Source organism: Pseudoalteromonas sp. SWYJ118 (assembly GCF_015864505.1).
Taxonomy (GTDB): domain Bacteria; phylum Pseudomonadota; class Gammaproteobacteria; order Enterobacterales; family Alteromonadaceae; genus Pseudoalteromonas; species Pseudoalteromonas arctica.
The window spans coordinates 130,031-151,509 of sequence record NZ_JADYXC010000004.1 but is presented as its reverse complement, the minus strand read 5'-3'; the positions used below and the strand labels follow the sequence as shown (position 1 = coordinate 151,509).

Here is a 21,479-nt window from a genome sequence, read left to right as displayed (position 1 = left end):
CAACATCATCAGTAATTAATGCTTTTAAGGCTTTATATAAGTTTATTTTGTAAATAACGCTTAGCTAACCTGAAAAGCTTACACTCAAGCAAGGAGAAGATGATGACGATTAAAAAAACGGCAAGTTCAACATGGTCTGGCGATATTAAAACAGGTAAAGGTAGCATATCAACTCAAAGTGGCGCGCTTGATAAACAACCTTATGGTTTTAATACCCGCTTTGAAGATAAGGCAGGCTCAAACCCTGAAGAATTAGTAGGTGCAGCTCACAGTGCATGTTTTAGTATGGCACTTTCGCTTGCATTAGGTGATGCAGGCTTTACCGCAGATAAAATTGATACTAAAGCCACTGTAAGCCTTGATGAAGTAGATGACGGTTTTTCGGTGACGCATATTGCCCTTGAGGTAAAAGCGCGTATTGATGATATTCAAAACGAGCAGTTTCAGGCTCTATGTGAGCAAACCAAAAAGAACTGCCCTATATCAAAACTCTTAAATACCGAAATATCTCTGGATGCAGAACTTCAATCAGCATTTTAACTATTTAGATTTAACTATGTAGATTTAACTATGTAGATAGCCCCTTACTAAAAAAGCCAAGTAAGTTATTACTTGGCTTGTTTATTATAAAGAAATATCTCTAGGTTTATTCTTACTCAAAGCACTGACTACTAGCCCAATTCCCATCCCAAGCGCTGGCCATACTACCCACATATAACTAGGTGAAGTCAGTAAATTTATAACGGTGAGCAAAGTTAAAATAAGTAGATATGTTTTAATTTTTTTGCCTAATGTAATTGTGCTGCTCATTTTTATTCTCCAAATAATGTATGCCACTATTATTGTTTTAATAAGCACCATGCACAGCTGCTAAATGTCATTAAATAGCATGACATTAGTCATTCCTCCCCACCTAAAAATATAGTTGTTTATCATGTTTCAATACATAAAACCCAATACTTTAATCTGTTTGTGTTAGGCTCTAATTTCAACTAACCTTAAACAAATAAACATTAAAGGATGAGCTAAATGAGCGAAAAATCAAAAGATTTCGAAAAAGTGACATGTAACAACTGCGCTGATACTAACGATCTCGAATTTGATTTTTCAATGGCTTTTCAACCCATTATAAACTGTAAAACTAACCTTATTTATGGCTATGAAGCACTGGTTAGGGGTTTAAATGGCGAGTCTGCTTATTCTATTATTTCAAAGGTGAATGAAGACAACCGCTATGCGTTTGATCAGCTTTGTCGCATTAAAGCCATTCAATTAGCCGCAAAGCTGGGCATAACATCAATGCTAAGCATTAACTTTTTACCTAATGCTATTTATAAACCTGAGCGATGTATACGCACCACACTAGAAGCTGCAAAAAAGTATAACTTCCCAATTCAAAATATTATGTTTGAATTTACTGAAGTAGAAAAAATAGAAGACACCGCACACATAAAGCGCGTTGTTGATTACTATCAGTCTCTCGGGTTTAAAACCGCGACTGACGACTTTGGCGCAGGTTATTCTGGTTTAAATCTACTGGCTGACTTTCAAACGGATATTATCAAGCTTGATATGGCGCTAATACGCGATATAAGCAACGATAAAAAACGCCAATTAATAGTAACTCATTGCTTAAATATGTTTCGCGACTTAAACATAACGGCACTGGCTGAAGGGATTGAAACCGTAGAAGAGTATATATGGCTTAAAAACGCAGGTGTTGAGCTTATGCAGGGGTATTTATTTGCCAAACCAAGCTTTGAAAACTTGCCTGAGGTAAATTTTAAGGACATAGGTGCTGATTAGTACTCAACACCTATTATTAAACCTTATTGAATCTAAGTACGCTTAAACTACATATTACCCAGCTCTATCATCATCGCTGTGTACATGCGTAAATTAAGCTCTAGTTGCTCAATGGTCATAAACTCATGCTCTGAGTGACCCGTGTAACGTTTACCTGGCATTGAAGGGCCAAACGACACTGCGTTATCAAACAGCTTTGCATTAGTGCCACCACCTATTGATACAAAGTCAGCTTTTTCGTCGCCCGTAAAATGCTTGAAAATATCAAGCAGCTTTTGCGCATGTGGCGCGCCATCAAGTAGCATCGGTGTGCCAATAATCGTCTCTATATTAGCAAGGGTTACGTTATTAGCTGCCTGCCAATTAGCGAGTGCATCGTCAATTTGCTTTTGTAGTACAGCTTCGTCTTTACCCATAGGGCGGCGCGCATTTACAGCAAGTGTTAGTGCATTACCATCGCGCTCAATAACGGTTGGTGCCACTGTCATCGGGCCCATAAAGTCGTGCTTATAGGCTATTTCGCCAAACTGTTTACCGTGAATATCTAAACCAATTAACTGATTCACAAAGTCGATTAGCTCGCCGTCACTGTTATTTTCAAGCTCCACACCTTTAAATAACTCAGCTAAATAAGCAATCGCATTTATACCCGACTCTGGCTCTGATGAATGCGCCGACATGCCTTTAACATTTATGGCTAATCCATCATTTTGCTCACTAAAGTTAAACTCAACTTTATTTAATGTTTTGGCTTTTGCTTTTAATGTATTAATAAGTGCAGCATCTGCATTGTGAAGTACTAAGCTTGCATCTTCTGGAATTTGGCTTCTAAACGCACCGCCAGCTACATCTTTTACATACACACCCGTTTGTGGTGATGTCGCTTTAAAGGTAGGAGCTATTAAGCTCCAGCCTTTCTCGGCAACCACTACGGGGTATGATGCATCAATTGTTACTGCATATTTTGGTTGCTCATATGTTTTCATAAACTCCGTAAGCGGGCCCCAATCAGACTCCTCAGCAAGATAAATCATCAGCTCAATGCGGTTATTAAGCGTTATGCCTTTATCTTTAATTGCTTTCATGGCGTAAAGCGCGGTTGCTATTGCACCTTTGTCATCCTCTGTACCACGACCAACTAATTTACCAGGCTCAGAGGTATCTATAATAAAAGGACTTTGTTTCCATTTACTAGCATTTGCAGGTTGCACATCGCCATGCGTTACTACCGTTACTTTTTCGCTTTGCTCGCCCATACCAATTAATACGGTGTACCCTAAATCTTGGTAGTCAAAACCAAGCTCTGCGGCTTTCATTTTTAACAGGGCTTTAAAGCCAATAAAATCTTGGTTTTGTGGCGTTTTTATATTCGCTTTATTAACCGTAGGAAAGGCAACTAAATTGGTAAGAGTGTGTATTTGAGCATTTTGGTAGGTATCTACTGCGTAATCGGCAACGCTATCAATATTTTTATTTAACTGCGCATGAGCACCAAACGCAAATAAAGCAATACTGGCTAAAGCTAACTTTTTCAAAACAATTCCCATTTAATTAATAACTAAGAGCGGTAATTATAACGCTATGAAGCGCTTACTTATAGCTCTTTACGCTAAACACACAGGTAACTTAAGCTGAATATTTATATAGCAGCTTTTATGAGGATGAATGTATAATGCGCGACTTAAAATTAACAGGGTATTTAATTGTGAACCGTCGTAAAAAAATCGTCACTAAATTTCAAAAGAAAGATAAACGCACTAACGCTAAACTACATAAAAGCAACAAACCTGGTTATGTGTCAAAAGCTGAGCGCGAAAAACTAGCTGAACAAGAAAGTAATGAGCCAGAGGTAATCCAAGAGTAACTCTACGCTACCCGTTGCTTTGATAATTTAAAGTGGCAAAAGTACCGACCACTTACATAACCAACTACTGCCGTGGCAACTATAAGTTCAAACGTAGCTAAGTAATTAACTGTATCTACATATGGCATTGCGAGGTTTATACTTTGCATCCAGTCTTTCATTTTAAATAATGCAGTTGCCCCAATAACCATTGGAAATGTAAAAGCAGCGTAGCTCGGCGTAAAAGGTCTGCGTAATAACTTTATAAATAACACATAAACAATCAGTGTTTTTATTATCGCTAATGTAAATAATACTCCCACTATAGTTAGTGATGGATTGGCCGCTATATGAAAATACCCCGCTAATGTTAAACTGGCAGGTGCGGCTAAAATGGCAAGTGTTGGCTGTATTTCGTAATCACTTTTTAATGCTATTAAAAAACGATAAAACATAATTGGCAGTATAGTACTGTACGCTGATATGCCAATAACCAGCGCACTATAGGCTAACCACGCTAATGTCGGATTTCCCGAAAAAGTAACATCTGCAATAATAATACCCACCGGTGGCACAAACCAGCTGGGCGCCATATCTTCAAAGTTAAACTTTTTTGCTCGCTGATATAAAAAGCTCAACAAAAATGTAAAGTGCAGCACAAAAGCTAAAACCCACATAATGTCGCCAGCTAATGGGTCAAATTGCCCCACTGATTTTGAAATAACCAGGTTAGCCATTGCAAATGTCGGGATCACACTTCCTGCAACGGGATGTGCTAAATCAGCTTTTAATAAATCTGGGTGCAGTAAAAATTTAGCAGCCAAAAGTAAAACTAATACGCCAGCTAATAGCGCTCCCAGATATTGTCCATAATTATTTAAATTTAAAACGTTTTCCCATGTCCACCCCATACTGGCAATACCCAAAGCTAAACCGGCCATAGCTGTTGGCGCCACCATCACTTTATTTTTAAATTGCTTAAACACTGTATTTCCTAACCATTGGGTGATGAACAAGTTACTGCTTTTTCTGCATTCTACTAAAACTAATGTTATAAAATTAATAAAACAGTGCCTAATAGAACGTGTTAAGCATACTAATATTTCATAAAAAAAAGCAAAAGCCATAACACAGTTATGGCTTTTGCTTTTTTTAAATTTGAATAGGAGGTTATTTAAAACGCATAGCTAGCACTTATATTAAGCGAGCGCCCCAGCCCTGCTAATTGCTTAAACCCGTTGCTGCTATCTTGTTTAAGCGCTGCAATACTTACACCGCCAAGTGGGAGTTGGTAATATTCATCAAACACATTACTTACTTCAGCGCTTAGCGTTAATGCGTTCCATGTTGCTTTAGAGCTTAAATTAACCAAGCTGTAGCTGTCTGTTTGGTTTTCAAAACGATTATTGTCTACACGGCTTTTTGTATCTACCCACTGCCAAGACAATACATTTTCAAATCGACCTATTTGCTGGCTAATATCTAGCTGAGTTTGCAATGGCTTAATTTGGTAAAGCGGTTGGTTAGTATCGTCTCGCTTGCCTCTGGTATTAGTAACATTAGAGTGTAACTGCCAGTTGCCTAAATTTTTAGATTCATAAATGTTGGCTGTTAAGTCTATTTTTGCACCATACAAAATAGCATCTACATTAGTAAACTGAAAAATGTTACGCGCAGTGTTGTCCAAGTCATAACTATTGAAGCTTCTTACAATATCAGCATCAATATAGTCACTCACATCTGTATACCAAACATTGGTGCTTAACCGCCAACCATCATCTTTAGCCTGCTTAATATAAGTAGCACTTATTGTATGCGCTGTTTCAACGTCTAAATCAGGGTTACCAATATAACCATTACCATCGCCATACCAACCAATCATGGTGGTTGCCATGGTGCTTACACCCCAACTGTATCGCTCGTATAAATTAGGCGCTCGGTTTTTACGGGCAAGACCAAATTGCAGCTCATCATAATTTGTTATTTGGTAGTTAATTAATAAGTTAGCATCAACTATGGTGTCGGTGTTATCTCTGTCGCCAGCATTAAAGTTCTGTGCAGCGATGGTATTATCTGTAGACGTATCGCTCATGGTCATACTTTTCATACTACTCATGTCGCTCATATCGTCCATATCGTCCATATCGTCCATATCGTCCATATCCATCATACTCATGTCATCGTTGTAAGATTGAACCTCTCCAACGTGGGTATTAATACTTTCAATACGTACGCCTGCGTTTAACCATAATTTTGTATTTATTTGGCTCTCAAATTCTGCAAATGCCGCTATGCGCTCTCGTTTACCGTTATTTACATTTACGTAATCGTCTGGTCCCATCATGGTTGAGCCTTCAATACCTGGCCACCAATCATCAATACTGTAATTGTAATATTCTTGACCGAGTAAAATACTGCTGTTTTTATCAAGCGCGATACGCCATTTAAGCTGCGTACTTATATCTTGTGCATCGGTTTTCATTCGCATCATGCCTGTTTTTTCTTCACTGAAAAAACCCATTTCGTGCTTTACGCTATGCCAGTTAACTTGCCCTTCAAGCTCGCTGTTTTCAAAGGAGCGTTTGTATTGAGCTATTGCACCGTAGCTGGTGTTATCGGTCATATCCATATACTGATTTGCAAATCCCTGATACGGGATTTTTTGATGCGTTAGCTTTATAACTAATTGCTGTTTATCATCGCGCATAGCTGCGGTTAAACTATGATTTTGTGCTCGATACAATGTATCTAATACTACATCGCCGTTACCGTCTTCATAACTATCTGCGTCACTAAACGAACCCTGATAATTAAGGCTAAACGTGTCACTTGCTAAACGTGCACCAACGCCAAGTTTACGTCCGTTATCAACACTACTGTATTTTGCCGACACATAACCCGAGTGCCATCTTAATTCACTGCTATCGCTGTACTGTGGTGAAATAGAATTAACGCTTATTACACCGGCAATATTATCGCCGCCCGCGCTTACTGGCGACACGCCTGCAACCACATTGTAAGACGTAATTTGATTAGCCGAGATATACGAAAGTGGCGGGTTCATATGATTAGCGCATGCAACGGTTACATCTGCACCATCAACTAACACTTTAACTCTGTCGCCCATTAAACCATTTAAAATAGGTAAGTTAGATACGCCGCCCGCTGCTGAAAAATCGACACCTAAATCACTTAATAACGATTCTGACGAACCAAGTGCTAAATGCTTATTTTGAGCATGTCCGTGTACTTCAATCACTTCTAAAGGCGTATCGTCGGCAAATGCAAAAGGAGATAGCACACCGCTAATAAAAAGTGCGACAGGCGTTAGTAAATATGTTTTTTGAGTTTTGCTTTTATAAACCATTGTTAATTTATGCCACTGTAATAATTGGCGTAATTATAGTGTGAGTTGCAAAAGCAAAAGCGCGACATATTGTCGCACTTTATCAATTTAAAATGTTGTTAGGTGTGTTTGAGCACATAAGAAGGCAGCTTTAAACATAGGAACATGCAATTAACTAAGTATTTAACTTAGCTACCGTTTGAGAAACAATATCGGCTCCACGTTCAATCTCTTTAATGACCTCAGACACATTAGCAATAAGCTCTCTTCCTTGTTTTGATGAGTCTGAAACTGACGTTATTTGCTTTGATATATCATTAGTGAGCTCTTGGTTATTTTTAACAACACTTGCTATTTCATTAGTAGAGCGACTAGTGCTGGCTGCAAGCTGCCTTACTTCATCAGCTACTACAGCAAAACCTCGACCATAATCACCAGCACGCGCTGCTTCTATTGCGGCATTAAGTGCCAGTAAATTAGTTTGATCCGCAATGCTGCTAATTGTCGAAACAATGGAACCTATGACCGCAGACTGTTCATTAAGGTTTTTTATTAAATCTACCGATTTAAGTACTTGGCTTACAATGGCGTCGGAGTTCGCTATAGAACTTTGTAGTATTTCAGAGCCTTTTTTAGCGGTTGTAGCAGTAGCTACCGCCGATTCATGTGCTATTGCAGCGGCTTCTGTCACTGCACTGTTATTATTAATTCGATCGGTAATATTTGATGCAAACTTAATTATTTTAATTACATTACCTTTGCTATCTAAAATTGGGTTGTAAGTTGCTTCTAACCAAATTTCTGAACCGTCGGCGGCAATACGTTTAAATTTTCCTGACTTAAACTGCCCCTGCGCTAATTCACTCCAAAAGCGTGGGTTTTTCTCATAAAACAATTTAGTACAAAACATTTTATGATGCTTGCCTACAATGTCTTTTAAGCTATAACCTATTGTTGCTAAAAAGTTTTGGTTCGCCTTTAAAATATTACCCTCTGGGGTAAACTCTATTGTAGCCAAGGCTTTGTCGAGTGCATTTGCAATAGCTTCTTGCGCTTTTCTTTGTATGTAACTGTTTGTAATATCAGAGGCTATTTAAATAACTTTGGTGACTACGCCGCGCTCTTCTACAGGAAAGTAAGTTGCCTCAAGCCAAAGCTTATCGCCATTAGCTTTGTACCTTAAAAACGAGCCTGCTTTAGAATTCCCTGCTTTCAATGCTTGCCAAAATTGACTATATTCGTTTGACTTTGCATATTCAGGTTCGCAAAACATACGATGATGCTTACCAATTATTTTCTCTTTGCTATACCCAATCGTTTTTAAAAACAACTGGTTTGCGTCTAATATTATTCCATCAGGTGTAAACTCTATATAAGCAACGTGCTTATTAATTGCCGATAAAATAGATTGTTTTTGAATTAATTGAAGCTCCATTTCTTCAATTTTTGCGTTTCTTTTAGAAATACCAAACATATAAAAACCTTAAGGAGTAAATTAGTACAAAAATTAGCAAATTAATGTGATATCAATATGTAGCTGTACTGTAAATATAAGCTTTAAATAACCTTTCGGCTAATATTTAATATCTTATATATATATGCTTTATAAATAGTTTTTTTATTTTATAAATGTTAAGTAGTATTTTCTTCTAATTAACATTTTAAAAACCTAATAAAACCACTAATTTATGCATGACTCTGTACTTTTTTTAACTTAAAATAGCGCCCTCACAGACTACCCTCTCACACCAAAATTTAAGCATACACATAATATGTCCTATTCAAGATCTATTGTGCAGTTTCATTTTTAAAATTAAACCTTAAGGGATCATCTATGACATCAGATGTAACGTCGGCATCTAGTCAACTTAACAGAACCGCTATTTTACTCGTATTAGCGCTAGGCACATTTATTTTAGGATTATCTGAGTTTTCGATGATGCCTATGCTGCCACTAATTAGCGAAACATTTGGCTCAACGCCATCACAAAGTGGCTATGCAATTAGTGCTTACGCCATTGGTGTTGTAGTGGGTGCCCCTATTTTAATGCTTACCACTGCTAATATGAGAAAGCGCAAAGCATTGCTCATATTTATAAGCTTAATGTTTGTCTCAAACGGATTAAGCGCGATGGCAACGTCGCTTGAGCAACTTGTAATATTTAGATTTTTAAGTGGTTTACCTCATGGTGCATATTTTGGCGCGGCTATTTTATTAGCATCGGATATTGCCCCAAAAGGTAAGCGTGCTAGCTTTATGTCTAAGGTGTTTATGGGTTTAACTGTGGCCACTATTGTTGGTGTGCCTGTTGTAACACTTGTGGGTCAAAACCTTAGTTGGCGGTACTGTTTAGCCGGCGCTGCAGTGCTTGCATTTATTGCTTTTATTTTTGTTTACAAAGTAGTTCCAAATATAGATAACGCTAAGTCTTCTAACTTACTAAACGAGTTTGGCGTACTTAAAAACAAACTGGTTTGGTCTATTTTGGGTATTGTAATTATTGGCTTTGGCGGGGTGTTTTGTATTTATACTTACATTGCCGACACCATCTTAGTGGTAACAAAAACAGCCCCATATACTATTTCTATCGCAATGGTAATGTTTGGTATTGGTTGTACGCTCGGTAACTATGTACTGGGTAAAGCTGCCGATAAATCAGCAATTAAAACGACTGGCCTGACGCTTGTATGTACCATTGTATTTGCCTTTGCTTATGTAACGGCAAGCCATAATATTTGGGCTCTTTATGCAGTGATTTTCTTTATTGGTTGCAGTGTGGGCTTGGCTACGCTGATTCAAACGCTTTTAATGGACGTTGCACCCGAAGGCCACGCTATGATTGGTGCTCTTGTACAGTGCGCATTTAATACTGCCAATGCTATAGGCCCTTGGGTCGGTGGAATTGCAATAGCACAGGGTGCTGCACCTAATCAAACAGGTTACGTAGCAGCTGCATTATTTTTAGGTGGTTTGGGTATGTGGCTACTAAGTTACTTACAACTAAATAAACAGCAACCAACAGCGCAAGCAGCTAATTAACTTGAGTTCTGGTTAATTTAAAATACAAAAGAGCCGCTAATTAGCGGCTCTTTTATTTTTAATTTACCTAGGGCCTGTTGACCTTTCAGGATTAAAATTTGTTCAATCTAGGGGCGATTTAATCGCGGCGTGAGGTTTGTAACCTAGTGGGCTAAGTAAAAACCGAGCAACAAAGAGTAAATTGCCCCTAGAAAGAACCCAAAGGGCAGCGCATGTTTGGCATTTATGCTGCGTTATCGCCTACTTACGGGGAATAACCACACTACATAGGCTCTGCCTTGCCTAAATACCAAACAGCCTGCTGCAAATTTAACCTCGAAAGATAAACAGGCCCCAGTAAATTAAGCGTTTAACGATGCCATATCAATAACAAAGCGGTATCGTACGTCAGAGCGTTCCATACGCTCATATGCTGTGTTAATTTCGTCAATATTGATCATTTCGCACTCAGGTAGCACGTTATTTTCACCACAAAAGTCGAGCATTTGTTGCGTCTCTGCAATACCACCAATAAGTGAGCCTGCAATACGACGGCGACCCATTAATAATGGTACCGTGCTTAGCTCATCTACAGGGCCAACTTGGCCTACAATAACTAAAGTACCATCCACATCAAGTAGTGGTGTGTAAATAGATAAATCATGTTTTACAGGTACCGTATCTATAATGACGTCAAAGGCAGATTGCGAGTCTTTCATTTCGTCATCATTAGATGACACTAAGTAGTGCTGAGCACCCAATTTAACCGCATCATCTTTTTTAGACTCACTACGGCCAACAACAGTAACAATTGCACCCATCGCTACGGCATTTTTAACCGCCATGTGTCCTAAGCCACCGAGGCCAACAACTGCAACACGGCTGCCTTTTTTAACACCCCATTTATGAAGTGGAGAATACGTAGTAATACCTGCACATAATAGTGGTGCAACGCGCGAAAGCTCTAAATTCTCTGGAATTAAAAGTACGAACTCTTCTCGTACAACCACACTTTTAGAATAACCGCCTTGGGTCATTTCGCCGGTTTCTCTATCTTTACCTGCATAAGTGCCAACCATACCCTCTCGGCAAAATTGCTCTTCGTTGTTGTCGCACTGATCGCAACTTTTGCATGAATCAACCATGCAGCCCACGCCAACAGTATCACCTTGCTTATATTTTTTAACGTCGCTACCTACCGACATAACTTTACCAACAATTTCATGCCCGGGTACTAATGGGTAGTCACTGCCACCCCAATCATTTCGTACGGCGTGTAAATCTGAATGGCACACACCACAGTATAAAATTTCAATTTCTACATCGTTATTTCGTAAATCGCGGCGCTCAAAAGAAAATTCTGTCAGCTCAGAACCTTGGCTTTTTGCTGCATATCCTACTGTTTTCATAATAACTCCATAGTGGTTAAAAATTTAAATTTTAATAACCCTAACGCAGTTGTCGTGAATACAAACTGACGCTAAAAACAAAAAAGCCCAACAATGTTGGGCTTTAATACGCTAATAACCTAATACAGGTTAAGTCGTTTTATTTTTCAAGTAAGGTGTTTAGTTCATTAATAATTGAATGAATGCGCTCTGCATTTTTTCCTAAATCACTACGCCCTACTCGCGACTTACTACGAATATCAACAAAACGTTGGCTGCCTTCATCTTTAATACGAATTACCACATCGTCTTTAAAACCAAACCACGTTGTTGTATCGGTAGCTTCCACAATACCTGTAGCCGTATTTGCACTTACCACTGCAAAGCCAAGATTTTTAACTGCTTGTTCGCTTGCTGTCATTAAATCGGCTTTAGATTGTGCAAAGCTTAACGTTACCAGCTCAGGGTATGCTTTGCGTTGCTGTACTGCCGTTTCTTCACCCGCGTATTCTACTGGGTTAGATGCATTTGCACGTAGTGGTGCAATTGCTACAAATTTTGGTGGATTAACTAAATCAGTTGAAATGTCATGAATTGCCGGTACACCTTCAGCCTTGTTCATCATATTAAGTGGCATAGCAATAGCCACAACCGAAAATATAAGTGCAATAACACCACTGCTTAGCGTTAACGTTTTACGCATAAATAACGCTTGTACTATAAGTAGCACCAATGCAGCGCCACCAGCATAAACGCCAAATTTAAACCCCGTAAACGCAACACCTAATTCTACAATACCAAATTTATACAAAGGCCCTGGCAGTATGACGAGTAAAAAAGCGATTAAACTAACTAAGCTCACTAAAACTTTCATTTTATGATTCCTATATTGTGTGTGATTTTTATTATTAAAACAGATAAGCACTATTAACCAGTAGCTTATACTACTAACAAGTGCTTTTAGATTACTATTAGCGACTAATTACACAAAAAAGTCCAATGTTGTGTGATCAAAGTTACTCAAGTTTGGAAAAATATCAACAAGCTCAGAGCTTGGCACACCAAACCACTGAGCCAATGTGGCAAAGTACTGCTCATTAGCAACACTTGGAATTAAACGCCCGCCACCGGTATCTTGTGGGCCATCCAAATGTTGAGTTAGTAGCTCGCCATATATATTGCCGCCTTTTACTGCGCCGCCCATTACTATTTGGTTTCCTGCCCAACCATGGTCAGTGCCATCGCCATTTGAGGTCAACGTGCGACCAAAATCAGACATAGTAAACGCAGTCACTTTATCTGCCATATCAAGCTCTTTCATCGCGCTATCAAATTCACTTAACCCTTGAGCTAACGTATTTAATAAAGCAGGGTGCGTTGTTAATTGGTTATCGTGCGTATCATACCCCCCCATAGAAACAAAAAACACTTGGCGCTGAGTGCTCAATTTTGCCTGTACGCTAATTGTTTTAGCTACTGCTGCAAATTGCTCACTAAGGCTATTATCGCTAAATGGGGTAATAAGTGCAGGCGCGCTTTCTAACGCGCTGTTCATTGCTTGAGTGTTATTTATCGCACTTGTTAAGCCATTGGCATAAGCTGTACTTAACGGATGGCTCGTATTGCCTAGTAAGCGGTTCATAATAGAAGTTACGTGCTCGCTACGAGGTTGATACCCTCCAAACGCGTTAATACTACTAATGCCACTTTTGTTAAGCGCAAATGCATTGCTAGCACTTCCCGTTTGCCATAAATTAGTACCGTCGAGTGATACATTAGCTGCAAACTCATCTTGTAGCTCTAAACGTTCTAAAAGTCGTGCGCCCCACCCGCTATTAAGTGATTGTTTTTCTCGACCATACATCCATGCAGCTTGCTGATCGTTATGCGAGAACAAATGCTTAGGCAAACCTATTGTTTTATTTTTATAGTCACTCAATGTTGTGGGAGCGAGTAAAGTACCTACCCCACCTATAAATGCTAAATTTTGAGATTCAAACACATTTTGTATAGGTTCAAGTGAAGGATGAATACCGACTCCACCGGCAAACTGGCTTTTAATATTTAACTCAAGTGGGCTCTCTACCGCTAGGTTCTGCCTACTTTGCTCGTAAACACTACGTTGCTCGCCTTCAAGCGGAACTAGCATATTTAACGAATCATTCCCTCCGTATAAATACACACACACTAATGCTTTGTAATCACCTAGCTCAACTGCATTAGTCGCTCCAGTTAATGCTTGTAATTGCAGGCTCGTTAACGCGGCAGCCGATACACTGCCTTTTACACATAACGACAAAAACTCTCTTCTATTAATGCTCATTATGCGCTCCTAATACTGCACGTTAAATTCAGGTGAAATAGCAATCATATATAATAAATACGAAACCCGTTCACGGTATTGCTCTTCATTAAAATAGGCATCTAAATCAAGTAACGCTTGGCGCGTGTCACTGCTCATTGCGCCTGCAAAATATAACGTGTTGTACTGAGCTAATAGCGCGCTAACACCGTTTTTCTCTAAAAAATTCATGTCGTCTTGAACATAAATATAAATACTATTTGAATTTAAATCACTGCGCGCTTCTGCGGTACTCCATACTAAGCTTGCGTAAAGCACGTTCATGGTGCCAATCAGTGTTGCGTCGTTTGCTATTTGTAATTCTGGTGCAACAATACCTTCACTTCGCAAAGCTGCGGTTTGATAATCAGGCCTAAAAAAGTTAAATACTGAAGCCGATTGCATGGGTCCTTGTCCGTAGCTATTTATTAAATTCCATGTTTTATAATAACCCGCTGGCGATTTAGCATCGAGATTTCGCCAAAACTGTACAGTTTTTAAAATAGGCTCTTTAATTTTACCTTGGTAATTAAGCACTGAGCCAAAATGCCGCGCTTCATCATCTAAATAAATAGCCTTTACTACCGCCGCTAAATCGCCGCGTACACCAGCGCCGTTATCAATAAATACATTAGCTACTCGCTCAACATATTGGGGGGTTGGGTTTGAGGTAATTAATCGCTGAATAAGCTGTTTGCTAATAAACGGCGCAACATTTTGATGATTAAATAAATTATCGAGCGCTATTTGCAATGACTCTTCTGCTGCATAACCTTGTGGTATAACCTCACCGTTTAGTAAGGTTTTTTGTTTACTAGAATGGTACTCGTCAAATGCTTCCATTGGCTTAATATAATCACGACTTTTACGCTTAAATGTTTCACTATCGGCAAACGTCCAACCAGTAAATACGCGTGCAAAACCCTCTATTTCTACCTGTCCGTAAGTGGCAATGGTATTACCTTGTGCATCAAGCTTGGCGCTGCCATCTAGATTTAGTTCTTCAAGGCCAATAGTAAATAACTGCATTACTTCACGTGCGTAATTTTCGTCTGGGCGAATATTAAGTGTATCGTCTGCTTTTTCGTTACCCAAATGGCTTAAATAAGTTCCCATAATAGGCGAAAGCGTGACATCTTCGAGTAAGTCACGATAATTACCAAAGGCATGCTTTAGTAATAAATCGTAATAAGTGATCATGCCCTCAGGTTGCCCTCTTAAGGCACTGTTCTCATCCGACACCACTAATATTTCACTTAACGCAAATGCAACACGTTGACGGAGTTGATCGTCACTTTGCATTACTGCTTTCCACCATGCATCTATGCGGCTTATGTATTTAAAGTCGTCATCGTCATTTAGCTTTACTAAATAATCACGGTGATAATTAATAGGTAGCGCTATTTGTTTATCAAGCCATTGCTGCTCGCTTAAACCTTGTGCGTTTTGTATTTCACTAAGCTTAGGCCCCATTGTTGCTTGGTGTAGTAACCGTGCGGCGCTAATCTCATCCATATTATTGCGCGCTATAAAGCTCAGCGTTTTTACACTGCTTGCTCCTTCATTGTCGGTTGCTGTGACCGAAAAAGCGTAATTAACAGGCTTATAACTTTGCGCATTTAGCAGTGTTACTGAGGTGGTTACTGCCTCTAAAGGCCCGCTAATTAGTTCAGGCCCTTGCGTTTGTTGCCATACAACCGATGTAATAGTGCCGTCTTTATCACTGGCTGTTGCTGTTAGCTCAATTGTTTGGCCCTTACTTAATTCACTAGGAATATCAGCGACTGACAAAATGGGGATTTTATTTCCGTTAACGGTTGGCGTATCATCTGAGCCTGAACCACCGCAAGCGCTTAGTATAAAAACAGAGCTTGCGATCAGAGCAAATTTATAATGCATGTAAAGTCGTCATCATTTGTTAATTAAAGTACGTTAGTGTGTACCGAGTTTGATGCATTTATTGAAACACAAAATTTACAATTTAACTCTTTATTTTTTGTAACCGAATCATGAACGCCCCATTAATAATGCACTAGCTGCAGGGGTAAACAGCCAGAGCTTTATTATTTATGAAAACAGAAATTCGCTATTGTTTTGAATCTTCACAAGTTGCTAACCGGTTTTTACACGAGCTGAAAGACTGGCCGGTTAACGATGTAAAAACACGACTTTTTAATGGCGGCGATAGTGTAAAAGTGACATACGAATACGACGAAAGTGGTTTTGATTACACCTTAGCCGAGCTCGACGACCTAGCAGAAAAGCATGGCGGAAAAGAAGTTTAAATTAAGTAATAACAATAACTAAAGGCAATCTAATGAAAAATAAAGTGTTAAGTTTATTTACAGTAATATATTTAGCTTTTAGCTTATTAAGCCATGCTGAACCGATTAAAACAAAACCTTTTAGTATTGGTGAAACCTTTACCTTTAAATCAACCACGCTTGAGCAGCAACGCACTATAAATGTTTACTTGCCTAATAGTTATGAGCAATCAAGCGATAAGCGTTACCCTGTTATTTACTTACTCGATGGCTCAAAAGATGAAGACTTTATTCATATTGCAGGACTCGTACAGTTTGCCTCTTTTTCGTGGATAAATCATATACCCGAAGCCATTGTTGTGGGTATAGAAAATATCGACCGCAAACACGATTTTACATCACCGAGTAATAACGCTCTCGATTTAAAAGGTTTACCAACGCATGGTGGCTCAAAAAAGTTCATTAGTTTTATAAACGACGAACTACGCCCACTGATCAATAAAACTTACCATACCAACTCAACAAACACTTTAATTGGTCAGTCGTTAGGCGGCCTATTAGCTACCGATATTTTGTTTAATCACCCTGCAATGTTTAATCATTACGTAATAATTAGCCCAAGCCTATGGTGGGCCGATAATGAATTACTAAATGGCCCTTTTGAGCCAACTACCTTTCCTCAATCGGTTTATATTGGAGTGGGTAAAGAAGGTGAGCTAATGGAAGGTTTAGCAAAGCAATTACATAAAAAAGTAGCGCCTATTCTTAGTAGTAAAAGCCAAGTACAATTTGGCTATTTTGAAAACCTAGATCACACTGAAACACTACATTTAGCGGTATACGATGCTTTTAAAAAAATGAACTATCATCCCGAATAGTTAAGTATGAATAGTTAAATATAAATAACTTCATATATAAAAACGCCAATAATGCACTGCATCATTGGCGTAAAACTATATTGTAACTAACAAAATAAAATTACTCTTCTACAGAAAACTCTACTTTTGATGAAGATGAACTCGCAAGATCCAATACTTCATAATAATTTAAACCATCTATTTTTTTGCCAATAATAAAGTAATTCATTTCGCCCATCATGGTCGGGTCGCCCATAATATCTTCTACGCCTTGCACATCAGAAAATTGAATTGAGATTAAGGCACCTAAAAAGTGCATTGAATCTTGAGGTTTTAATGTCTTTAAAACTTTATTAACTCCCATTTGAGTTGATTCAGGCGTGGAGCCATCAAACCTAAAATCACTTTTTGTACTAGTGCATGCACTAAGCATCAATATTGATAATGCGATAAGTAAATGTTTCATAAATATATCCTTATTAGTTATTCGTGGTACTTGCGGATCATCGCCACTTTGCCGTTTTCAATTTCGATTACTTCCATCATTACTGATGTATATTCTATTGGCTGCTTATTTTGCGGATGAATACCTTTTACAAAGTTTTTATAACGAATAGCAAAGCCTGTATCGTTAAACACAAATGTATTAAGCAGTGTGCTTTCAAACAACGTGTGCGCACCTAAGTAAAAGCTCATGCCTTTGCGCATTTGCTTTTTACCATCAGGAGTACGTGAGTCATCGGGTTGATACGGAATATGCTGATTACCAATATCATCAGTTAACAATGCAAGGTAAGCCTCGAGCTCTTTAGTACCTGCGTTAGGTGCTTGTGTCGCGGTCATTGTTTTATAGTACTGCTGCGCAAACGCATTTAAGTCGAGTGGCTTTTCTGCATACGCCGAAAAAGCAGTTACCAAAGCCAAACCTAACGTTAAAAGTAGCCTCATTACTTATTCCCTGTAGTTAAAAATATTGATTTATTTACAGGTACACTATATTAATGCGCTCAATAATAAAACAAGTAACTTTAAGTAATTAATACCAATTGCATTAAATTAATGTTCATTATAGCGCTAAGAAAATAGCGTAATAACAAGGCAAAAATTACGACATATAGTTGTTCTATATGAATAATTTTTAACGCAGTGAGTGCGCTATTTAATACGATAAAATGATCATGTTTTTAATAAAATTGGTATAAAATCTACATTTTGCTCTTTACTCTATTCGTTGCAACGCTGTTGGCTGGGTCGTCTGGCCAAAAATGCTTAGGGTAACGACCTTTCATTTCCTTTTGCACATCGCGGTAACTGCTAGCCCAAAAGTGGGCTAAATCTTGAGTAAGTTGCAATGAGCGTTTACCTGGCGATAGCAGCTCCATAAGCAGTGGCAGTTTACCGTTGGCAAGCATAGGCGTACTGGTCAAGCCGTAAACTTCTTGCATACGCACGCTTAGCTTTGCGGGGCCATCAAGCTGGTATTCAATTTTTATATTTGAGCCACTTGGCACCGTTAAGCGCAGTGGTAACAGTGCTTTTAAAGCTGTTTGTTGTTGCCAATCAAAACAGTTTTGTAATGCTTCAAAGTAGTTAAACTTTTTAAGCTGCGTGAGCGTTTTAATATCTTCTAAAAACACGCTTAGCCACTGCGCTGCATTTTGAATGAGTTGTTGCTCATTTGTTTTTGGGAATTTATCGGGTAATAAATTACTTGCTAAGCTCATACGTATCAGCAATTGCTGCGCATCAGGTTGCTCGTTAAATAATGCAAAACCGTGTTTAGCAAATAAGTTTAGCCACGCTTTAGCACGCTCGCTCTTATCTAGTTTTTGTTTACTAGGCTGGCTGCTGAGCGTTATAGCCCCGAGCTTTACTTCATCTTGATGAATAAAGCGCGCTGATTTTTCATCAAACTCACAACGAGTAAGTTCACTAAATAAATGCGGTAAAAATTCTTGTAACTCAAATGGGTTAAGCGCGGTGGCTGCAAATATACGCCCTCCTTTGTGCCCGCCCATGGTTGCTATAGCTAAGTAATCGTCGTTGTGCCAGTAATCGGCATTTAACTCAGCACCTGCACCATTGGCAAGTAGGTAACCATTACCGCGTTTTTTAGCGATGCGATCGGGGTACGCCAATGCCACCAGCAAACTTATATAATGCGTATTTAATTCGCTGTTTTCGTCTTTTACTTTTAAGCGGCTTTGCCAATATTTTAACTGCTGCTTAAATACCGGATGTGGTCGTTGCTGTTGGCTATGCAACGCTAAACTCAACTCGTTTGCACTGTTTACTCTACTCTCAAGTAATGCCACTAAATAAATAGCGAGCCTAAAAATACCAGGGAGTTGGTCATCAAGTATTTGTGCTTTTAATAGCATATGCGCCAAACGAATATCAGCACCAAAACCTAACATTTTACTGCCAAGTGGTGTGAGCTTACCTTTGCTATCAATAGCTTCAAGCATGTTGAGCAGGTTACTTGCTTGCTCGCATTGTTGCTCAGTAGGCTTATCAAGTAGGGTTAGCTCATCAATACTGGCTCCCCATTGCTTTGCCTCAAGCATAAGTTGGCTTATGTCTGATATGAGTATTTCGGGATTGTCGTGGCTATTACGTCGCTCAAAGGTTTGCTTAGAGCCCAGCCTATATACAATGCCCGGCTCTATTCGCCCTGCACGCCCTGCACGCTGCACAGCTGAGGAGCGCGATATACTTTGTGTTGTGAGCTCTGTAACCCCTGTTTTTAAATTAAAGGTCGCTGCACGGCGCTTGCCGCTGTCAATTACAATGCGTATGCCTTCAATAGTTAAACTGGTTTCGGCTACATTGGTGGTAAGCACGACTTTGCGCATACCGTTTGGTGCAGGAGCAATAGCGGCTTGCTGATTGGCTTTATCTTGCTCGCCAAATAGCGTTGCTACAGTGCAGTTACTGGGTAAATCGCTAAGTGCTTGCTGCACCCGTAGTATTTCAAATTGCCCGGGTAAAAATACCAATGCACTGCCTGTTTGCTCATTAAGCGCTTGTTTTATTATGCTAGGAATTGCATCAAGCCAGCGGCTTTCATCTTTTATGGGTATGTAGACTTCGTCTATTGGGTAACTGCGACCGCTCGATTGAATTACAGGGCAATCAAAAAACGCAGTGTAACGCTCAGTATCTAGCGTTGCCGACATAAGCATGATGGTTAAGTCTTCACGCAGTGCACTTTGGGTCTCGAGCGCAAAGGCAAGTGAGGTATCGGCTGCAATTGAACGTTCATGAAATTCATCAAATATAAGTAAATCTATATCGCTTAATTCGGGGTCGTTTTGCAGCATGCGTGTAAGCATGCCTTCGGTTACTATTTCAAGGCGCGTATTAGCGCTGACTTTACTCTCGCCTCTAATCCGCAAACCCACACTTTGCCCAACACTCTCGTTTTGGCACTTTGCTAAGTAACTGGCAATATTGCGCGCGGCTAAACGGCGTGGCTCTAGCATTACAATGCGTTTAAAATGCCCGTCGCGCATAAGTTGTAGTGGTAACCACGTAGACTTACCAGCACCAGGCGGCGCTTGTAATAACGTAATAGGATTACTTTGTAATGTAGTAACGAGTTGTTGATATATGTCTTGAACCGGCAGCACAGCTATTTACCCTAAATTGCTTTGCAGGCATTGTAACAAAAAACCAAAGCCTAGCTGCGGCTGATATTTATTAATAATTGCTATTAGCTACCCGACACCATTCTAATTCGATCTGCAGGCACTCGTAATTGATCCATTAAGTAAATTTTAAATGAGGCTTCGTAAGGTTGCTCATCAACCGCTTTTTGCATGCATAAAAGCCATGCATCACTTTGCTCAATTCCTACATGTAAATGTTTATGCGCTTGAGGAATGTTAATACTGCCAAAATGTTCAGCGTATAATTTAGGACCACCTAACCAGCCCGACAAAAAGTAAGCGAGCTTTTTACGTGATGCTGATAAATCTTTTGAATGCATACTCCTTATATTTTCAGCCTCTTTTAAAGCGTCCATATTATCGTAAAACGCATTCACCAATTGTGTAATACCTGCTAACTCACCTGCCATTTTGTATGAGCAGTCATCCACTCCGTATTCACACGTTTTTGTATTCATAACTCACTCAGGTTAACTACTTTGTTTAATACCTGCATATTAGCTTAAAACAAAAATTTAAGAATGAGTTACATCAAAGCGGCGTAACTTATGTCAGCAATAATTACAGGCTGCTATGTATATTTTTTAATAAATAGCGCAATATTAAAAACAAAATCGCTCAACATAAAAATATAACCAACTGATAATAAAAACAATAAAACCATTATTATTCCTTGGTACAAGGCTTGCTACTTTATAACTGACAGTTAATTCACTAACCTAAAGTAAGGATAAACTTATGAACAGCGATCGTATCGAAGGTAATTGGAAAGAACTTAAAGGTAAGGCTCAACAAAAATGGGGCGATCTTACCAACGACGATTTAGATAAAATTGAAGGTAGCCGTACAGAGCTAGTTGGTAAAATTCAGCAGCAATACGGTAAATCTAAAGAAGAAGCAGAGCGTGAAGTTGATGAGTTTGAAAAAGGTCGTTAAACCGCGTT

The 21,479-nt window shown here is 39.1% G+C and carries 19 protein-coding genes and 1 pseudogene; 7 read left to right on the top strand and 13 right to left on the bottom strand.

Annotated features, from left to right (window positions below):
• Positions 1-102 precede the first annotated feature (102 nt).
• Positions 103-540, top strand: a complete 438-nt coding sequence (locus tag I6F48_RS06695) for an OsmC family protein (RefSeq protein ID WP_165741095.1) — start codon at positions 103-105, stop codon at positions 538-540.
• Between the two features lie 84 nt (positions 541-624).
• On the opposite strand, the gene I6F48_RS06690 is transcribed toward I6F48_RS06695, so the two are convergent.
• On the bottom strand, positions 625-810 hold the full coding sequence (locus I6F48_RS06690; RefSeq protein WP_197119106.1) for a 2TM domain-containing protein: 186 nt from the start codon (positions 808-810) through the stop codon (positions 625-627).
• Between the two features lie 219 nt (positions 811-1,029).
• Here I6F48_RS06690 and I6F48_RS06685 point away from each other — a divergent pair, with 219 nt between their 5' ends.
• A complete protein-coding gene (locus I6F48_RS06685; RefSeq protein WP_165741640.1) occupies positions 1,030-1,806 on the top strand; it encodes an EAL domain-containing protein in 777 nt (258 codons plus the stop codon).
• A 47-nt stretch (positions 1,807-1,853) separates the two neighbouring features.
• Here I6F48_RS06685 and I6F48_RS06680 read toward each other — a convergent pair whose 3' ends face one another.
• On the bottom strand, positions 1,854-3,341 hold the full coding sequence (locus I6F48_RS06680) for a dipeptidase (RefSeq protein WP_165741642.1): 1,488 nt from the start codon (positions 3,339-3,341) through the stop codon (positions 1,854-1,856).
• 137 nt (positions 3,342-3,478) lie between these two features.
• Between I6F48_RS06680 and I6F48_RS06675 the strand changes: the two genes are divergently transcribed.
• Positions 3,479-3,670, top strand: coding sequence for a DUF2986 domain-containing protein (locus tag I6F48_RS06675; RefSeq protein ID WP_008169531.1), 192 nt, complete (start codon positions 3,479-3,481; stop codon positions 3,668-3,670).
• 2 nt (positions 3,671-3,672) lie between these two features.
• Here the strand turns inward: I6F48_RS06675 and I6F48_RS06670 are convergent, their stop codons facing one another.
• The 3 genes and pseudogenes from I6F48_RS06670 to I6F48_RS06660 all read right to left on the bottom strand — a co-directional run bounded on the left by I6F48_RS06670 (position 3,673) and on the right by I6F48_RS06660 (position 8,469).
• Entirely contained in the window at positions 3,673-4,635 is a 963-nt protein-coding gene (locus I6F48_RS06670; RefSeq protein WP_165741644.1) for a TDT family transporter, read from the bottom strand.
• 188 nt (positions 4,636-4,823) lie between these two features.
• Positions 4,824-7,016, bottom strand: coding sequence for a TonB-dependent receptor plug domain-containing protein (locus I6F48_RS06665; protein ID WP_197119105.1), 2,193 nt, complete (start codon positions 7,014-7,016; stop codon positions 4,824-4,826).
• A 154-nt stretch (positions 7,017-7,170) separates the two neighbouring features.
• Positions 7,171-8,469, bottom strand: a pseudogene (locus I6F48_RS06660) (methyl-accepting chemotaxis protein).
• Positions 8,470-8,829: 360 nt separating this feature from the next.
• On the opposite strand from I6F48_RS06660, the gene I6F48_RS06655 reads away from it, so the two are divergent.
• On the top strand, positions 8,830-10,035 hold the full coding sequence (locus tag I6F48_RS06655; RefSeq protein WP_197119104.1) for an MFS transporter: 1,206 nt from the start codon (positions 8,830-8,832) through the stop codon (positions 10,033-10,035).
• 341 nt (positions 10,036-10,376) lie between these two features.
• Here I6F48_RS06655 and I6F48_RS06650 read toward each other — a convergent pair whose 3' ends face one another.
• The 4 genes from I6F48_RS06650 to I6F48_RS06635 form a co-directional block, all read right to left on the bottom strand.
• Positions 10,377-11,423: an NAD(P)-dependent alcohol dehydrogenase gene (locus I6F48_RS06650; protein ID WP_165740550.1), complete on the bottom strand. Its 1,047-nt coding sequence runs from the start codon at positions 11,421-11,423 to the stop codon at positions 10,377-10,379.
• Between the two features lie 139 nt (positions 11,424-11,562).
• Positions 11,563-12,276, bottom strand: a complete 714-nt coding sequence (locus tag I6F48_RS06645; RefSeq protein ID WP_165728511.1) for a DUF1499 domain-containing protein — start codon at positions 12,274-12,276, stop codon at positions 11,563-11,565.
• 108 nt (positions 12,277-12,384) lie between these two features.
• Positions 12,385-13,725, bottom strand: a complete 1,341-nt coding sequence (locus I6F48_RS06640; RefSeq protein WP_165740549.1) for a DUF1501 domain-containing protein — start codon at positions 13,723-13,725, stop codon at positions 12,385-12,387.
• A gap of 9 nt (positions 13,726-13,734) precedes the next feature.
• Positions 13,735-15,642 carry a DUF1800 domain-containing protein gene (locus I6F48_RS06635; RefSeq protein ID WP_197119103.1) on the bottom strand — a complete coding sequence of 636 codons (1,908 nt, stop codon included), beginning with the start codon at positions 15,640-15,642 and terminating at the stop codon, positions 13,735-13,737.
• A gap of 170 nt (positions 15,643-15,812) precedes the next feature.
• Here I6F48_RS06635 and I6F48_RS06630 point away from each other — a divergent pair, with 170 nt between their 5' ends.
• A complete protein-coding gene (locus tag I6F48_RS06630; protein WP_165728509.1) occupies positions 15,813-16,028 on the top strand; it encodes a hypothetical protein in 216 nt (71 codons plus the stop codon).
• Between the two features lie 32 nt (positions 16,029-16,060).
• Positions 16,061-16,885: an alpha/beta hydrolase gene (locus I6F48_RS06625; protein ID WP_165740547.1), complete on the top strand. Its 825-nt coding sequence runs from the start codon at positions 16,061-16,063 to the stop codon at positions 16,883-16,885.
• A 100-nt stretch (positions 16,886-16,985) separates the two neighbouring features.
• On the opposite strand, the gene I6F48_RS06620 is transcribed toward I6F48_RS06625, so the two are convergent.
• The 4 genes from I6F48_RS06620 to I6F48_RS06605 all read right to left on the bottom strand — a co-directional run bounded on the left by I6F48_RS06620 (position 16,986) and on the right by I6F48_RS06605 (position 20,993).
• On the bottom strand, positions 16,986-17,330 hold the full coding sequence (locus tag I6F48_RS06620; RefSeq protein WP_165740546.1) for a hypothetical protein: 345 nt from the start codon (positions 17,328-17,330) through the stop codon (positions 16,986-16,988).
• A gap of 17 nt (positions 17,331-17,347) precedes the next feature.
• The gene (locus I6F48_RS06615; RefSeq protein WP_165740545.1) at positions 17,348-17,812 is read right to left on the bottom strand and encodes a nuclear transport factor 2 family protein; all 465 of its coding nucleotides are present in this window, start codon (positions 17,810-17,812) and stop codon (positions 17,348-17,350) included.
• Positions 17,813-18,069: 257 nt separating this feature from the next.
• Positions 18,070-20,496: an ATP-dependent helicase HrpB gene (hrpB, locus tag I6F48_RS06610; RefSeq protein WP_197119102.1), complete on the bottom strand. Its 2,427-nt coding sequence runs from the start codon at positions 20,494-20,496 to the stop codon at positions 18,070-18,072.
• Between the two features lie 83 nt (positions 20,497-20,579).
• Positions 20,580-20,993: a group II truncated hemoglobin gene (locus tag I6F48_RS06605; RefSeq protein ID WP_165734702.1), complete on the bottom strand. Its 414-nt coding sequence runs from the start codon at positions 20,991-20,993 to the stop codon at positions 20,580-20,582.
• Between the two features lie 280 nt (positions 20,994-21,273).
• Between I6F48_RS06605 and I6F48_RS06600 the strand changes: the two genes are divergently transcribed.
• Positions 21,274-21,471, top strand: a complete 198-nt coding sequence (locus tag I6F48_RS06600) for a CsbD family protein (protein WP_007581220.1) — start codon at positions 21,274-21,276, stop codon at positions 21,469-21,471.
• The last annotated feature ends 8 nt before the right edge of the window (positions 21,472-21,479 follow it).

Coding starts and splice junctions, on each gene's coding strand:
- I6F48_RS06695 (WP_165741095.1), top strand. CDS start 103: ATGACGATTAAAAAAACGGCAAGTTCAACATGGTCTGGCGATATTAAA.
- I6F48_RS06690 (WP_197119106.1), bottom strand. CDS start 810: ATGAGCAGCACAATTACATTAGGCAAAAAAATTAAAACATATCTACTT.
- I6F48_RS06685 (WP_165741640.1), top strand. CDS start 1,030: ATGAGCGAAAAATCAAAAGATTTCGAAAAAGTGACATGTAACAACTGC.
- I6F48_RS06675 (WP_008169531.1), top strand. CDS start 3,479: ATGCGCGACTTAAAATTAACAGGGTATTTAATTGTGAACCGTCGTAAA.
- I6F48_RS06665 (WP_197119105.1), bottom strand. CDS start 7,016: ATGGTTTATAAAAGCAAAACTCAAAAAACATATTTACTAACGCCTGTC.
- I6F48_RS06655 (WP_197119104.1), top strand. CDS start 8,830: ATGACATCAGATGTAACGTCGGCATCTAGTCAACTTAACAGAACCGCT.
- I6F48_RS06650 (WP_165740550.1), bottom strand. CDS start 11,423: ATGAAAACAGTAGGATATGCAGCAAAAAGCCAAGGTTCTGAGCTGACA.
- I6F48_RS06645 (WP_165728511.1), bottom strand. CDS start 12,276: ATGAAAGTTTTAGTGAGCTTAGTTAGTTTAATCGCTTTTTTACTCGTC.
- I6F48_RS06640 (WP_165740549.1), bottom strand. CDS start 13,725: ATGAGCATTAATAGAAGAGAGTTTTTGTCGTTATGTGTAAAAGGCAGT.
- I6F48_RS06635 (WP_197119103.1), bottom strand. CDS start 15,642: ATGCATTATAAATTTGCTCTGATCGCAAGCTCTGTTTTTATACTAAGC.
- I6F48_RS06630 (WP_165728509.1), top strand. CDS start 15,813: ATGAAAACAGAAATTCGCTATTGTTTTGAATCTTCACAAGTTGCTAAC.
- I6F48_RS06625 (WP_165740547.1), top strand. CDS start 16,061: ATGAAAAATAAAGTGTTAAGTTTATTTACAGTAATATATTTAGCTTTT.
- I6F48_RS06620 (WP_165740546.1), bottom strand. CDS start 17,330: ATGAAACATTTACTTATCGCATTATCAATATTGATGCTTAGTGCATGC.
- I6F48_RS06615 (WP_165740545.1), bottom strand. CDS start 17,812: ATGAGGCTACTTTTAACGTTAGGTTTGGCTTTGGTAACTGCTTTTTCG.
- I6F48_RS06605 (WP_165734702.1), bottom strand. CDS start 20,993: ATGAATACAAAAACGTGTGAATACGGAGTGGATGACTGCTCATACAAA.
- I6F48_RS06600 (WP_007581220.1), top strand. CDS start 21,274: ATGAACAGCGATCGTATCGAAGGTAATTGGAAAGAACTTAAAGGTAAG.